The sequence below is a fragment of the Methanosarcina spelaei genome (genome assembly GCF_002287235.1).
Lineage (GTDB): Archaea > Halobacteriota > Methanosarcinia > Methanosarcinales > Methanosarcinaceae > Methanosarcina > Methanosarcina spelaei.
In genome coordinates this window covers 1-15,078 of sequence record NZ_LMVP01000028.1, presented here as the reverse complement: position 1 = coordinate 15,078, position 15,078 = coordinate 1, and the positions used below count along the sequence as shown (strand labels likewise).

Sequence of the window (15,078 nt, the reverse complement as noted above, 5' to 3'; positions counted from 1 at the left end):
AATTGCTCCGCTACCTCTGAAGCAGGATTTATTCTGAACTTGCAAAGTTCACCATAAAAGTTCCAGTAACTGTCCAGAAAAGCTTTCAGCTTCTCTTTATGATAAGGAACTATTGGCCTCAATTTCTTGTAGTTTCTACCGTCATGAATCCAGCAAAGAGCATGATGATATGCAATTTGCCTGAATTGACGTGCATCATCACTTAAAAGTGTGGTAACCACAGGTATGTCTTTACTTTGATGATAGGCCGCAATTGCACAGGCTTCAAGGACTTTCTTCTTAGTAGTTTTATATCCATTAAGTGAGAAAACACAATCCAATTTTCTATGCATTTCGTCGTCACTGAATATTTTGTTTTTAATAGAAGATAGTTTTTCCATCCAACTTTGAGAAACATTAAACGTTTTCATCAGACTAAATGCGTCATCAGTAAAGCAGTACGTTTTTTCTTTTCCACATAAAAGCACATCTAAAATATTTTCTCTATTTTTATTGGGAACTGTAAAATAAGCAGTATAATAAGGATTACAAAGAATTTGAGTATAATAATTGACACCATTGACTCTTGCACCTGTATCATCAATCTGCTGATAAGGCGTAGCCTTAAGACCTTCCAGAAAAATCTCAGTTTTCTCCTGATGAAAGATATCAATATCTTTTGTCAAGATTCGAGAAATAGTGGCTTTAGATATATGAACACCAATATTTTCCAGAAACTCATGTATTTTGGGCTCTGAAACATTAGCAACATGATAAAGAGTGGTTATAAGAGATTTGATTCCAGGACCAAATTCACCCTTTACGCCTTGTGGCAATTTTCCTGCATATGTTTTATGCTCAGAAGGAGAATAAAAAATCTCTATTCTGTAGTTTGTATTAACAGGCTTTATGTATATATCCTGAATTATTACGTCTCTATAACCTTTAGGATATGCATCACTGGGTAAAATGGATCTATCAACTTTACATGTCTCAGTTCTATGAACTTCTATTTTGTCCAGTTTAGATTTAGGCTCTTTAGTCTATGGAAGCTTTCTTTTTCTTCTCTCTTTTTCAGAAGAAATGTCTTCATTCTTTTTAGAACCACGGATCTTAGGTTTGGCTTTTTCACCTTTAAGTAAGTTGATTTCATCTCGAAGCTTCTGGTTCTCTGCCTTGAGAAACTCAATCTCTTCGTTCTGTTGTTCAATTATAGAAAACAAAATACGAAAAGCTTTGGCATATCTTTCATCTTTAATTTCATCAGGATTGATGTCCAGTGAAGAAAGCAACTGTTTTAAAGCTTCAAGTTCCATTTTTCTACTCCAAAAGATGATAAGGGAAAATGGAACAACTGATATATTTTTTATGCGGTTGAAAATCCATTAAATTTGAAGAGGATACGTGATTTTCATTAATCTTTTCGAGTAAGTAAGGTTTATACGGATCAAGTTTGCTCGGTCTTGGTGGACGTTTTTGGGGTTCTGGTAAGGTTTTCGAAGATATTTTCTTACAGTTTTCCTATTATGACCTGTTCTTTAAGAGATTTCACTGATGTTCAAGCCTTGTGAATACAAATCTCGTATCATTAATCATTCCTCCATTTTCAGCATTATCCACAATCCTCGAACTTTTCTCAAGGATTGGAAATTGGAGGATTTCAAACCGCCGAAAATGAGGAGTTCTTAACCGCCGTTGACAGTAGGTTTAAACTAACAAATTTGGTATACAGATATATAAGAATCATCATATATTTTTTGTTGGTTTGAGCAATTGTCAACTTTATCCAGATATGAACATAAAAGACCGCGATTGTAGTAAGTATGAACTGGGAGACCTTTGGCCATTGATGCATGATCCAATAAAAAGTAATTTTTGGATAACGAAGATCTTAAGTTATTACTGTCTCCTAGAAAACAACCATAGTGAGAAGAACTTAAATCTATATAATTTATTTTTAATTTAGAAGTATAGGCTTCTCTTTGCACGTATTTCCCTAATATATTAAAGTCTACAATAACTTTTTTGTTCTCATGATCTATATTATTATATACCCAATTAAAACTAGTTTTTGTATTTACATATTTTAAAACAGATGTAGTTCCTCCTTCTTTTGTGTTATATAACGAAAAAACACAAATTGATGATAAAATAACCAACATTATAAAAGAAAATGCTAGAGTAAATTTGGCAACATGATAAAAACGGTCTTTACTTTTGATTGTGTTTGCAAAAAGATGAATTCCAAAAAGTGGAAAATATGATGGAATATATATAAAATTAATAGCTTGAGTTTTGTAGTAAGAAACTACGTGGACAATTTGAGCAATAATTATAGATATTGCAAAAAGAAAAGAAACTTTTATTTCGCTTTTCCCAGTTTTTATATAATAAATATTAAGGATTATTGGAACTAATAAAGAGATAGTGGCAAAGACATAAATTAATAGATAGCATTGAAAATATATATGTCCAAAAAATAAATTTTTGTAGCTAAAAGAATATGGCATAACAAAAGGAACTCCTCCTTGGAGTTTTATAATAGCTTTTGAGAGAAAATCCCATATATTAGCTTCCGCTGTAAACCTGTACAAATAACTACTTTGCCACAGATGAATAAATGTAATAGAAATAACTATTATAGTAATGGAGGTAGATTTTGATAGTTTATAAAATTTATTATATTGTTGAATTTGATTTTGATTTTTTGTTGTTAAAGAATAGAGATATAACAAACTGGAAACAGTAAATAAAGAAATTATAAAAAAAAGGGAAGTCATGAGCAGTGTATGCCAGTAAAGAGCTAAACACAGCTGAGAAATAACTAAAATCGAAAAATAAGCAGCTCTCTGATCTTGAAGATAATAATATTTGAAAACACATAAAAGAGATATAAGGAACAGAAGTGCAGCTGCAGGAGCCACATAAAAAGAGCCATAGGCGCCAGTAGTCATCAAAAATAGTAATGCATAAAGAGAAAGTAAAAAACGAAAAACGTTGTTAAATTTATCATTCAAAGGAACAGAGGTCCTAATTAGAGCTAGCCATATAAAGGGTATAAATAAAATACCTAGTGGTAAAACCACTAATAACTGTGTACTTATATTTGTAATGAGTTGAGTAACAATAAACAAGTATATAAATAGAACGAAATAAGATTCAGTATACATAATTCCTTGAATCCGAGGTGAAAATGAATGATTTATAGATATATTTGAATCAACCAACGGAACAATCTTAAGATAATCTAATGAAATATACCCATTTCGATACATTTCAATAAAACCTGAAAAAATATTAGAATATCTTTGAAAATCAACTTCATTGAATACACAATGTATCACAAAATAACAAACTGTACAACAAAATGCAATCCCCCATAACTTTAGACTTCTTTTTTCTATATTGTCCATCTGACCACCAGCAAGAATATTAACTAATAAAATTTTGATTGATTTATATACATTTGTCTTTGCTCATAAGTGTTTTATCCTGAAATAATTTCGTTTTGAAACTTTTTTCCGACTTTCGGCAGGTCGACATAAGGAATTTGAATATTTGATATCATTTTTTCAACATTTGATAAATACATATTAGAGTTAAAGCTGGTTAACATGTGGCTCAACTCCAATGATACATCTAAACACTGAATCATTTTTCCATCAAAGTTTAGTATAAAAGATTATGTTTGGATCATATGTAAACATAATAACTACATACAACAAGGGATCATTATTTCAAAATCGCCATCAATAAATTTATAAAAATGAAATGTCTACTTGCCGAATCTAGGTTTTTTGCTTTTGTCTATTCCCAAATAATCTTATTCCTATTCTGAATTTTGCCTCAATTGGTAGTCTACTCCAAATGCATCTTGTGGTGATTCTAATTTTTCAAGTTTCAAAGCTCTATGGGTCTTTTGTTATTCACTGAATAAATTCTTCAAATGATTCAAATTCTCCTCTAAACCTCTGATATGTATCTAACCATTTCTCTAGTGTATTATTGATTCCAGTAACTATCAAGCTTATGTGAAACAGAATCAATAGTCCTCTTATTAAAATTCAATCAACAAATTTTTGTAAATTGGTTCTCTATAACTGTTGGCGATTGGCTGCGCTTTTTCCTTTTTCATAGGTTATTTCTTGGGTTCTCCGCTTTTACTAAAATCAATATCAGTAAATACATTTTGATAAAATCTAAAGTTGCAATTATTTTAGTATGTAGTTATTTCTAAACTGCTGGCTACTGACTATGCTTTTTATATCATACTGATATATCAGTAGCTATATATCTTGTTTGGCCACAATCATATTCAGTCAACTGACCTTGGTATGCTGATAGTCACAGTTAATATTGGTTTTTCAAAACGTCCGAATAAACTTCAATAATTTTTTCCGCAATGATATCCCAAGAAAACAACTCCGAGTAATTTATAATTTTTATCGAATCCCAGCTTTGGTCTAGAGCAAACAATATCTTCTGCGCTAATTTTTTTGATTTTTTTGGTTCAATCAGGTAACCATAGTCTTCAGAAATTACAACCTCTTCACTTCCACCATTGTATGTAGTAATAACAGGTTTACCACATGCCATTGCCTCTATAAGAACAACACCAAAACTTTCGCTCAAACTTGGAAGTACAAAAATATCACAAGCATTCATCCAAAGTGGTAATGCTTCATCAGGAATGAACCCAATTAACTTTACATATTTTTCCAATTTCAGATCATTTATTTGTCTCTGTAATTTGTCTTTTAGTTTACCAGAGCCACCAATGAAACAACAAACATTTTTTCTTTCTTTTAAAATAATATCCATTGCCTCTATGAGGTAATTAAATCCTTTTCTTTCAATTAACCAGCCTAATGTAAAGAGAATTTTTACATTCTGAGAGAGCCCTAATGATTCTCTGCATTCTTTTTGGTTAAGTGGCTCAAATTTAGATGAAAAACCGTTTGGAATTGAAAATGAATTTTCGTTGAACTTCTTTAAGACTGACACATCTTTTTTGTTAACCCGAATCAATGCGTCAGCATTTTTCCAAGCATAATTTAAAAGTGGATGGTTTATGTTCACCTCTTTATGAAACCAGCCTGTATTTTCGTGAATTGTTACCACAACAGGAGTGCCAAATCTTTTTTTTAATTTAACCCCAATATACGCGGAAGGCCATGTAAAATGAGCATGAATTATATCAAAATCAATATTTTCTTTTTTAATTAATTTTTCAACAACTTTTAAGCGATTATCTATTAGTATTTTTTTAAAACAAAAAATGGGAATATAATAACATCTTGGATAATAAACTACAACATTATCGTAACTATAATTAGAACACAGTTTATCTTTATCAAATAATTTGTTACTATATAATACAGGACAAATAACAAATATTTGGTTGAAATATTTTTTAAGCGCATCTAACTGTGTTTTAACAAATATTTCTCTAATATAAGTGTTATCATAATTAGGATACGAAGGTGTAATAACAAGTAAATTTTTCTGAGAAAACTCGGAATCAACATTATTCAACATAACAAATCCTCAAATATCGATAATATGTAATCTCTTCAAATATTAATCAGGGAATTTTAATATGTTTTGAAAATTATGCCTATTTTGGGAACTTAATAATCGGGACTTAATTACGATTGTTTTCGTCTTCTAAAAATTTTTTTGATAACTTTCTGCAAATTTAGTCATAAATGCCGTTACGTCAATTTTATCCTTTAATAAGATTTCACGTTTTTTCTTGCCATCGATTTTTAAATTTGAGTTTTTAAGTAATTCTATTGTTTTATTTAAGGATTTTTTTCCAAATATTTCCTCATTTTTGAAGTACTCGACAAAATCATATTTCTATTCATCGGTATATCCTCTGCCTGCATGTACTGTTCAACAAACCTTGTCATGAATGCCGTTACATCAATTTTATCCTTGAGTAAGATTTCACGCTTCTTCGTACCTTCTTTTTTCAAGTTTGAGTTTTCAAGTAGTTTTATTGCTTTATTTAAGGATTCTTTTCCCATTGTTTCCTCATTTTTGAAATTATAAACAAGACCATATTTTTCTTCTTCTTCATCAGTATACCCTCTCCCTGCATAATCACAGAAAATAGCATGTGTTCCCAGAACAGCACATTCCGAGGCCATCGTTGCACTTTCACCGTATAAAAGCGTGGCATAATAAAGCAAATTATGTATGTTCTCTGGAGATACAGAAATCTTATACTTTTCCAAATCATCTGGCAAAGGTTTTTCAGAAGAAATAAGCACATGTCCATATTTTTCAAATTCATGTACAGCTTTTCGTTTATCTTCTAAAGTCAATCCATGATGTCCAAGATCGTGAGTAGCTTCCCATGAAACAAAACGCATAATTATAATCCTATCATCAGTAGTAAACCCAAGTTCTTGAAGAATAACTGGATTTGGAGTAAAATATCTTGGGTGTAGGTATGCTAGCTCATGATAACCTTCGTAACAAAACTGTTTTTGTCCGATATGATCTCTATAACATGAAGGTGTACATATTACATCAGAAAATGGAAAAGTAATCATGTTTGCTAATTTTGCATGCTCAGTATCTGTAAAAATAATGGACTTTGCTCTAGTGACTTTTGAAACGTGTGCTGCAATAGTGTTATTAATTCCGGTGATTATATCGGGTTTAAACTTCTCTGCAATCTTAACCATCTGTAAATCTCTTTTTAGAAGTTCATATCCTAATTTGATACCTGAATATCTCTTAGAAGTAAAGATAAAATCAAATCCATAGCTTTTTAGTAAATCTATTGCCACGTCTTTATCACTTGATGTTATCAGAATATTATGCTTTCTTTTCTGCATTTCCCAAATAAAATTTTTAAAAAAATGAACGTGACCTGGGTGTCCGATATCAACAATTATCCTCATTCAACCTTCCTTCCTAAATCTACTTTTTTTATTATCTTTGCTGGTACACCCACAGCGACACTATTAGGTTCAATACTTTTGTTTACCACTGATCCGGTCCCAATCACACAATTTTCTCCAATTTCAACACCCTGAATAACTATGCATCCGGGAGCCATCCAGACCCCTTTACCAATTTTCACAGGCTTTGCAGTTCTGGGATACATTTTTCGCAGAGGAAGGGAACCTCTGGAATGTGCGGATATGATACATCTATCTCCAATCTCTGCATAATCTTCTACTGTAACCAGTTCAGGATGAATGCGGTCAAAAATAACGTCATAGCCTACATAGACATTCTTTCCGATGTTGACCCCTCGCATTCTGTGAAGTCTGACTCTCCAGGAAGGAATTGGGAAACTGGATGCAAGTCTTTCAAGAAACCAGTTTTTTATGAAACGAAACCCGAAAATAAATTTGTTAGACTTGTTAAACTCAAGGGTCTCTTTATAGGCGATTCTGTCTCGGTCTGAAATCATAAAATCTGAAGTCATAAGTTCACCTCAATATTTGTAAAATCCTTCTCCTGACTTGTATCCTAGTTTTCCTTCCTCTACCATCTTGTAGAGTAATTTTGCAGGTTTGACTCTTCCCTGATCAAGGCCTTTAGCCAGAACTTCAAGAATTGATAAACAGATATCCAGTCCTATGAAATCGGCAAGTTCAAAGGGTCCCATAGGATGATTCAAACCCAGTTTGATTGCAGAATCGATATCCTCTTTTGAGGCTGCTCCTTCTTCGAGCATTAGGATGGCTTCGTTTATCTGAGGTAACAGATATCTGTTGACAATAAAACCTGGACCGTTTTTAACAACAATTGGTTTTTTATTAAGTTCGGTTGAAAGGCTTACAACTGCAGTTTTTGTTTCGTCAGAGGTTTTTTCACCAAGGACTATTTCAATTAGGTCCATTTTGTAGACAGGGTTAAAGAAATGCATTCCAATGCATTTATCCGGCCTATCCGTAGATTTTGCAATTTCATCAATTGAAAGTGAAGATGTATTAGTTGCAAATATCGTCTCAGGATCACAGATTTGTGATAAATCCTGAAAAATGCTTTTTTTGACCTCAATATCCTCAGCCGAAGCTTCAATTATGAGATCACATTTTTTAAGATCCTGATAATCAGTTGTGATCTGGAGTTTTTCTAGCGCTTTGTTAACTTCCTCTTCGCTCAATTTTTTTCCAAGTTTCTTCCTTATTTTGTCAAAAATTGACCGTTTACTCTCTTCAGATCGGGTTTTTATCACAGTAGAGTAACCATACTCAAGCATATATTGAGAAATTTGGGAGCCAAGCAAACCAGTTCCTATAACCCCTATGGTAATATTACCTGGTTTTTCATTGTCTAGTTCAAACCTGTCTCCAATTTCGTGTTTACGGAAAGATTTTTTAAGGATCTTGTTTCCGTTTTTATCTTTCAGCATATAGGTATAATAAGGAACTTTATAGTTTCCTTCAGAAGGGACATTGACTTCTGAATAGCCTATAATTTCGTAGCTGCTTGTTTTTTCAACTTCTTCAAGTTGATTCCCACAAAAGATACACTTTTCAACAGGAAATTGCCAGTATTTATCACAATTCTTACAATGGTAAACCGTTTTTATGCCCCCATAATTGTAACACCTGTTGTGCCTCCAACTCCACCGATATTGTGGGTCAGGCCAATTTCAGGACTCTCAATCTGCCTTTTGCCGGCTTCCTGCCTCAATTGGGTAGCAACCTCAAAAATCTGAGCTAAACCGGTTGCTCCTATAGGATGACCGTTTGCTTTGAGTCCGCCGTCTATATTAGTAGGCACTGAACCCTTCAATGTCAAGTCTCCTGTTTCAACAAGTTCAAAAGCTTTACCTGGATTACAGATTCCAAGGTCTTCCAGAGCAATTAGTTCATTGATGGTGAAACAGTCATGAACCTCCAGAACATCAATATCTTTTGGCCCGATTCCTGAATTTTCATAAGCTTTTTTGGCTGCTATCTTTGTTGCTTTAAAAGATGTAAGATCTTCACGTTGGGTTAATGAAATACAGTCCGTGGAAATTTCCGAACTCAGAATACGGACATCCCTATCGGACATTCTTTTGTTGGAGACAATAACAGATACTGCTCCATCTGAAATCGGACTGCAATCGAATAAATTGAAAGGTGTTGCAACAACTGGAGAATCTCTTATTGTTTGAAGCGAAACTTCTTTATGATAAAAATGTGCCAGAGGGTTTAAGTTTGCATTTTTGTGGTTTAAGTAAGATATTTGTTCTAAAGTCTCGTGTGACACTCCATATTTGTTCATATATTGCTGAGCTATAAGAGCATAAGCAGCAGGAAATATTAGTCCGTTTTTGGAGTCAAGTTCGTTGTCTGATGCCATAGAGATTGCATCGGTAGTAGAAATCAGATGTGTTCCATTCATTTTCTCTACGCCAACAACCATTACATTAGAGAACTTAGACAGGGAATATATTGCTTGATTTAATGCAACACTGCTTGATGCACACGCAGTCTCTACTCGAACGATTGGAATATTTAGGCCTGGAAGTAGAGACGCAATTACAGAATTAAGATGTAACTGGCTGTTTAGAGGTCCACCCAAGAAGTTCGAAACAAATATGGCATCAATATCGGATATGTTTAATGGGCTGTCGTTGATAGCATTGAACATTGATTCATATGCCAGCTCCACTAAGGATTTGGATAATACCCCAAATTTTGTTCTTCCGATTCCTGATATATACACAGCTACCCCTCCTTTTGATTCAAACTTATGCTTCCATATTTGGCAAATTAAAGTGAGATTCTTGAGAAATAACACTTGAGTATTCTGGATTCTCAATTTGCAAGTGCGAACAATTCTTAAGTGGAATAAACTCCACATCTTTCAAGTTATTTAGAAGGTAATGAATTCGGTTTTCAATCATCTTGCCTTTAATAACCCAGTAAAATGGCCTTCCTTTTCCAATTTCTGGAAACTTTTCATACGAAATGTCAATCGGATGAAAGTAAAATATAGTATGTCCTCTTTCTAAACTCTGTTTTAATCCTTTCAAAATCATGTGGCCTCCAAGGAATCTTAACATAGGGCCACCGGACGTAGGGAGTTTAAAGCCTCCAGCATTAAAATAAGCAAATGGAAACTCAACGATGCCTCTATATCGAGCCGGCTCAAGTCCATTCGTGACTGGATAATAAGGAGAAGAGGAGACATTTTGGAGATAAGAGTCCGTTTTATTGTAAATTGAGTTTACACATACCGATGAATCATATTTGAACCCTAGTTTTTCCAGAGAATCAAGCATCCAGCCACCTACAAAAGCGTTTGGAGCTCTGTATCCGATCACTTTCTTTCCGGAAACTTTCTCAAGAATTCTCTTTGCTTTTAATGTCCTTGATTCAAACTCGTCACTGGTCACAAGGGGTTCCTTTGTCTTGGGATCAATTTTACACATATGATGTAATCCATGGCAAGCAATTTCGTGCCCTCTATCTACAATTGACTCGATTAACTCCGGATAATGCTCAACAGTATCAGCAACTACGAAAAAAGTAGCAGTAGCATTATATTTATCAAGAAGGTCAAGAACTCTTTTTGTGGGTTCAGTTAAATAATCATATCTTAAATTCCATTTTTTAAAAAACTCATTAACATCTTTGAATACGGAAAATGGAGAGCCGCATACTGAAGGAATATGATACCAGTCTTCAATGTCAACTGTGATAGATAGACTTTTTTTCATGGGATCTCACTTCATAACTTTGATTATGAATTTCACTTTTTTAAAAATTATGATCGTAGACGCAAACAACTTTCATGCCATTTTTGAATAATTCGTCTTATTCGCCTGCATATCAAAGATCATTGCAAAGAATAGAAGCTGCATGCCTACCAGGAAAGTAAACACAAACAGCAGGGGATAGTTCTGGGAAACTTGTCCGTGGAACATTAGCTTTTCCAGGACGATCCATAATCCAAAAATCAAAGCCAGAGGGACAAGTATCATGCTTGCAAAGTAAAAGAGCACGAGAGGATGGAAGTCGAGCACCATATACTTCATCCTCAGGCGCCATAAGAAGCCTTTGAAGAGCATGGGAGCTACTTTTCGGATGTACTTGCCGTACCTGATTTTTGATTTTTCGCTTCCGTAGCGGGCTGGCATTGTCACATCGACTACTCTCATGCCAAAGGCGTTCATTTTGAGAAGTATGTCGTTGCAGTAGCCGTAATAGGTATAAATCGAATCGAGGTCTATGGTTTCCAGGGCATACCTTGAGATTACGGTGTATCCGTTCTGGGGGTCGGCTATGTTCCAGTATCCGCTGCCGATCTTGGTTAGCATGGACAACATTCCGTTTCCGAAGGCTCGCCAGGGGGACATTCCTTGGCGCATTTGTCTGGAAAGGAGACGGTTGCCTTTTGCATAGTCGGCTTTGCCTTCAATAAGGGGCATTATGAGTTTGGGGAGCTGGTAAGGGTCCATCTGGTTGTCCCCGGCCATGACTGCGACCAGGTCCATTTCGTCGACAAGGGCTTGTTTGTAGCCGTTTATGATGGCTGCTCCTACGCCTTTGTTTACTTCGTGATGAATCGGGACAATGCGAGGGTCAGTCATACTATTAATGATCTCGGCTGTACGGTCGGTGCTTCCGTCGTTAATGACGTAGATTTTATCCACGTAAGCAGGAATGCTTTCAATTGTTTCCTGGATAAGGCGTTCTTCATTATAGGCAGGTACTACAACTCCGATTTTATAAGCTCTGAAAAGGGAAGCTTCGTGTTCTTCCTGAATATCGATATGCAGTACTTTTACGTCGCATCTTTGAGCGCTACTTATGAGAGAACGCATAGAGAAAAGGGAAATCTGAGAAATGTCTATTTTTGAGAGACAGTTTTTTGAAAAGGCAACAAAACCAATGGGTCTGGATTCCGTACTTTTGTTATTGAGTAAAAGTACATTTTCCGAACTCTGTAGCTTGGAAAAACAAACTCCTACCGAGAGCTCAAAATCTCCGTCCTTTATAGGGGCAATCATCCTTGGTATAAGGCCTGGGTCATGACAAACTCCAAGGTTCATCATTACTATAATATCAGAGTCTGATGCTGCTTCAATTCCTTTTTTCAAGGAGTGTTCATTCCTTTTAACAGTAGGGTTGCGGATTACCTGTGCCCCTGCCATTTCGGCAACATCAACCGTGTGGTCAGAACTTGCATCGTCCACAACAATAACTCTGTGAGAATACTTTTTTGTCCGCAGGACAACACTTCCTATGGATATCTCTTCATTATAGGCAGGAAGAATCACGGTAACATTTGGGGGTTCCGTGTCTTTAGCGCGCAGATTTTCGTTTTGGTTTACGTCCTGCGAGCTGTTGCCCGTCTGCAGCTCATTACCCATTTATTACTACCCCTTTCTTAAAACCACTTTTATATTTTTTATTTTTTTTATTTTTTAAATATGGAGGACTTCGTAAATTTATCTTAAGCACTGTGGAATTTCCAATCTATGCTGGCAAATAATTATAATTCAACTATAATTTAAATATGCTAATTATAAACTAAACATACTAAACTAAATATAATAATTATTTTATAATTATACGATATTTATCCCCCTACTGCCTGAAGTGGAACAAAAATATCTAATCAATAAGGTATTCCTTCGTTTGGATCGACAGATAAGTCTAAACTTAACTGCTTTGCTCGTAAACTATAGGGAATAATTATATAAGTTATTTAATCTTATTTAATAAATATACTAAACTAGTTGATTATATATAAAGTTAGTGAGTTAATATAAATATGTGCTAATAAAAAGAACTAAACTGACAATAAAATGGCATTCAGTTAAATATAATTTTATTATTTAATTGTATATTCTAAAAGTACCCTGCATCCAGGATAAGTAATATGAGAATTTCAGAAAACAAGATCATAATTATGAAAACGAGATCATTAGAACTAATTGATCCTGTATTCAGTCTGCAGGCATCTATATCTTATCCTGAGTTACTTAGTAGACCTGAGTAATTAGACTTGTATCGTGATTTCCTTTTTAGCTCTCTATATTTCTTACAGGAAAGGATGAAAAAATGCTCCTGGAAAAATTAACTCGAGAAATGTAACCTATCTGCCGATCCCATAGAACATCTATTGAAAAAACTAAACTATGTAACGCCTAATGCATACTCAATCCTTTAAGGATGTTCGGTTATTCAGTTTCAGGGTCAAAAGATTAAGAAAAGGAATCATTTAACATTTTTATATTGAGGGTTAAAAGGTACGAAAAGGAAGCATCTAACACCTTTATATTGAAAAAGAAACAGCTTGTTTCTTATTGGTGTAATAATTGGACAGCTTTCTCAGGGTGGATGGGACCTTTAAGTTTAATTTTTTCAGTTTTTTGATTTAAGTATATAATGCTTGTTTTAAAGAATCTAAGCCTGTTTAAGCGTTTAAAACTTATTTCATAAAATTAGAGCTTTTATTTAAGTAATAAACTATACACGAAACTTTATATATTATTCACAATAAGATGTTGTGGAATATCAGACAGATTTGCAAACAGATGTGAAGTGGCCCTGAATGAAGGAAGGAGTTTCAATGAAAAACACGGTTATTCATACAAAACAAAAAAAGCTGAATTTTATAATAATTATTTCATTGCTGAGTCTGGCTTTACTGGCCGTTTCTCCTGCATATTGTAGTGACTTAAATAATTCCTCCTCATCACAGACAGAGCCCGTTTTGAAACTGGTACCTGGCAACACTGGAGAACCGGGATTTTTTAAATTTGTTTTATCTAATGAGAGTTCAGGTCCTTTCCAGAGAATCGAACAATATGTCGATCTTGGTTATATTTTAGGAGGGTTCGGGGCTGCATTTCTGATTCTTTTGATGTACCGCCGTATGGCTTCAAAAGAGCAAGAAATGATGGAAAGGCCTCCGCAAGCTCCCTATTCGCATAATGTCTGGAAAAAACTGGGGCTTGAAAAATTATACCAGGATGAATATGAGGCCACAAGAATCAGGCTTTTTACTGCAATACCTGTCGTGTGCATTGTTGTTGCCGAACTTCTTATCTTTTTTGGCCGAGTAGGGCTTGGAATAGGGATGCATATCGTAATTTTGGTCGCATTTTCTCTTTCCAATCTAGTTATAAAGGATCTCAAAGTTTACAGAATTTATGAGGCATTAATGCTTCTCCCAATTCTGAGATTGGTAAATCTTTCTATGCCTGTGTTTTTTTCAACTACCCTTTATGCTTTCGTTTTTGTCTATGGTCCTCTTCTGGTCCCCCTTGCAATTATAGTAATGCATCAACGGCAATCCCTTGATAAGATCGGAATTACTTCAAATAACCTGCTAGCTTATGTTACTCTTTCTATCCCACTTGGTTTTTTGTTTGGGCTCGCAGAATACATGGTCATCAAACCAGGTTACCTGATCCCTGACCTTTCTACCGAAAACCTGCTTAAACTCACCATTATAATGGTCTTTTTTGTAGGCTTAACTGAAGAACTTATTTTCAGGTCATTCCTCCAAACAAGACTTGAAGAGGCGTTCGATATAAGAATGGCACTCGTAATTACAGCTTTCCTTTTCGGTTCCATGCACTCTGGATACGGTACCTTCTATGAAATTTTATACACAAGTTTTGTAGGACTTGTCATAGGTTTCATATTCTATAAAACAAGGAGTCTGCCATTTGTCGCAGTTATGCACGGCTTTATCAATGTCTTCCTTTTCGGATTTCTGCCCTATTACCTGAGTGGTTGGAAAGGGTTCTGAAACCTATTAAATCTGATTAAAAAATCAATTTTTCAGGCACCTTATACGTGTCATACTTTTTTAGTACTATCACAACTTCCAGGAGCCGAATTAAGTATATTACTTTTAAATCATAAAATTAAGTATATTACTTTTAAATCATATTTATTTAACCTGGCTTCCACTTTTTTAGGAGCATAGCTTCCACTTTTTCAGGAGTAGATATGTTTTTCCGTATATGTGAAGTCAGTCATTGCAATTTAGATATTTTACCTTACACTTGTGTGCTTATATTTTTGGATGTGCTTATATTTTGGTGCATATGTCGATATCAAGCAATATCTATTTGCTATCAAACAATATCTATTTGCTATCAAACAATAT

General features: G+C 34.4%; 11 protein-coding genes and 2 pseudogenes. 1 reads left to right on the top strand and 12 read right to left on the bottom strand.

What is annotated here, in order from left to right; translation table 11 throughout:
* The 12 genes and pseudogenes from ASJ81_RS02600 to ASJ81_RS02545 form a co-directional block, all read right to left on the bottom strand.
* Window positions 1-815 (bottom strand): hypothetical protein (locus ASJ81_RS02600; protein WP_212556019.1); only part of this gene is annotated, 815 nt, incomplete at its 3' end.
* 207 nt (window positions 816-1,022) lie between these two features.
* Window positions 1,023-1,295, bottom strand: a complete 273-nt coding sequence (locus ASJ81_RS02595) for a hypothetical protein (protein WP_095643117.1) — start codon at window positions 1,293-1,295, stop codon at window positions 1,023-1,025.
* 70 nt (window positions 1,296-1,365) lie between these two features.
* A pseudogene (locus ASJ81_RS02590) lies at window positions 1,366-1,568 on the bottom strand (IS21 family transposase); the annotation flags it as partial.
* A gap of 123 nt (window positions 1,569-1,691) precedes the next feature.
* Window positions 1,692-3,392 carry a hypothetical protein gene (locus ASJ81_RS02585; protein ID WP_095643116.1) on the bottom strand — a complete coding sequence of 567 codons (1,701 nt, stop codon included), beginning with the start codon at window positions 3,390-3,392 and terminating at the stop codon, window positions 1,692-1,694.
* 375 nt (window positions 3,393-3,767) lie between these two features.
* A pseudogene (locus tag ASJ81_RS02580) lies at window positions 3,768-3,986 on the bottom strand (IS481 family transposase); the annotation flags it as partial.
* 343 nt (window positions 3,987-4,329) lie between these two features.
* On the bottom strand, window positions 4,330-5,517 hold the full coding sequence (locus ASJ81_RS02575; protein WP_095643115.1) for a glycosyltransferase family 4 protein: 1,188 nt from the start codon (window positions 5,515-5,517) through the stop codon (window positions 4,330-4,332).
* A 266-nt stretch (window positions 5,518-5,783) separates the two neighbouring features.
* On the bottom strand, window positions 5,784-6,896 hold the full coding sequence (locus tag ASJ81_RS02570) for a DUF354 domain-containing protein (RefSeq protein WP_095643114.1): 1,113 nt from the start codon (window positions 6,894-6,896) through the stop codon (window positions 5,784-5,786).
* A complete protein-coding gene (locus tag ASJ81_RS02565; RefSeq protein ID WP_245859724.1) occupies window positions 6,893-7,429 on the bottom strand; it encodes an acyltransferase in 537 nt (178 codons plus the stop codon). Before ASJ81_RS02565 ends, ASJ81_RS02570 begins: the two co-directional genes overlap by 4 nt.
* Before the next feature lie 9 nt (window positions 7,430-7,438).
* Window positions 7,439-8,362, bottom strand: coding sequence for a 3-hydroxyacyl-CoA dehydrogenase family protein (locus ASJ81_RS02560; RefSeq protein ID WP_212556018.1), 924 nt, complete (start codon window positions 8,360-8,362; stop codon window positions 7,439-7,441).
* Between the two features lie 176 nt (window positions 8,363-8,538).
* Entirely contained in the window at window positions 8,539-9,669 is a 1,131-nt protein-coding gene (locus ASJ81_RS02555; RefSeq protein ID WP_170943163.1) for a thiolase C-terminal domain-containing protein, read from the bottom strand.
* A 25-nt stretch (window positions 9,670-9,694) separates the two neighbouring features.
* Window positions 9,695-10,666: a polysaccharide deacetylase family protein gene (locus tag ASJ81_RS02550; RefSeq protein ID WP_095643112.1), complete on the bottom strand. Its 972-nt coding sequence runs from the start codon at window positions 10,664-10,666 to the stop codon at window positions 9,695-9,697.
* Between the two features lie 72 nt (window positions 10,667-10,738).
* Window positions 10,739-12,322 (bottom strand): glycosyltransferase family 2 protein, encoded by a 1,584-nt coding sequence (locus tag ASJ81_RS02545; protein ID WP_095643111.1) that lies wholly within the window; start codon window positions 12,320-12,322, stop codon window positions 10,739-10,741.
* 1,187 nt (window positions 12,323-13,509) lie between these two features.
* On the opposite strand from ASJ81_RS02545, the gene ASJ81_RS02540 reads away from it, so the two are divergent.
* A complete protein-coding gene (locus ASJ81_RS02540; RefSeq protein ID WP_245859722.1) occupies window positions 13,510-14,715 on the top strand; it encodes a CPBP family intramembrane glutamic endopeptidase in 1,206 nt (401 codons plus the stop codon).
* Window positions 14,716-15,078 lie beyond the last annotated feature (363 nt).

Bases quoted from the DNA above. Each gene is read 5' to 3' on its own strand.
- ASJ81_RS02595 (WP_095643117.1), bottom strand. From the start codon at position 1,295: ATGGAACTTGAAGCTTTAAAACAGTTGCTTTCTTCACTGGACATCAAT.
- ASJ81_RS02585 (WP_095643116.1), bottom strand. From the start codon at position 3,392: ATGGACAATATAGAAAAAAGAAGTCTAAAGTTATGGGGGATTGCATTT.
- ASJ81_RS02575 (WP_095643115.1), bottom strand. From the start codon at position 5,517: ATGTTGAATAATGTTGATTCCGAGTTTTCTCAGAAAAATTTACTTGTT.
- ASJ81_RS02570 (WP_095643114.1), bottom strand. From the start codon at position 6,896: ATGAGGATAATTGTTGATATCGGACACCCAGGTCACGTTCATTTTTTT.
- ASJ81_RS02565 (WP_245859724.1), bottom strand. From the start codon at position 7,429: ATGACTTCAGATTTTATGATTTCAGACCGAGACAGAATCGCCTATAAA.
- ASJ81_RS02560 (WP_212556018.1), bottom strand. From the start codon at position 8,362: ATGCTGAAAGATAAAAACGGAAACAAGATCCTTAAAAAATCTTTCCGT.
- ASJ81_RS02550 (WP_095643112.1), bottom strand. From the start codon at position 10,666: ATGAAAAAAAGTCTATCTATCACAGTTGACATTGAAGACTGGTATCAT.
- ASJ81_RS02545 (WP_095643111.1), bottom strand. From the start codon at position 12,322: ATGGGTAATGAGCTGCAGACGGGCAACAGCTCGCAGGACGTAAACCAA.
- ASJ81_RS02540 (WP_245859722.1), top strand. From the start codon at position 13,510: ATGAAGGAAGGAGTTTCAATGAAAAACACGGTTATTCATACAAAACAA.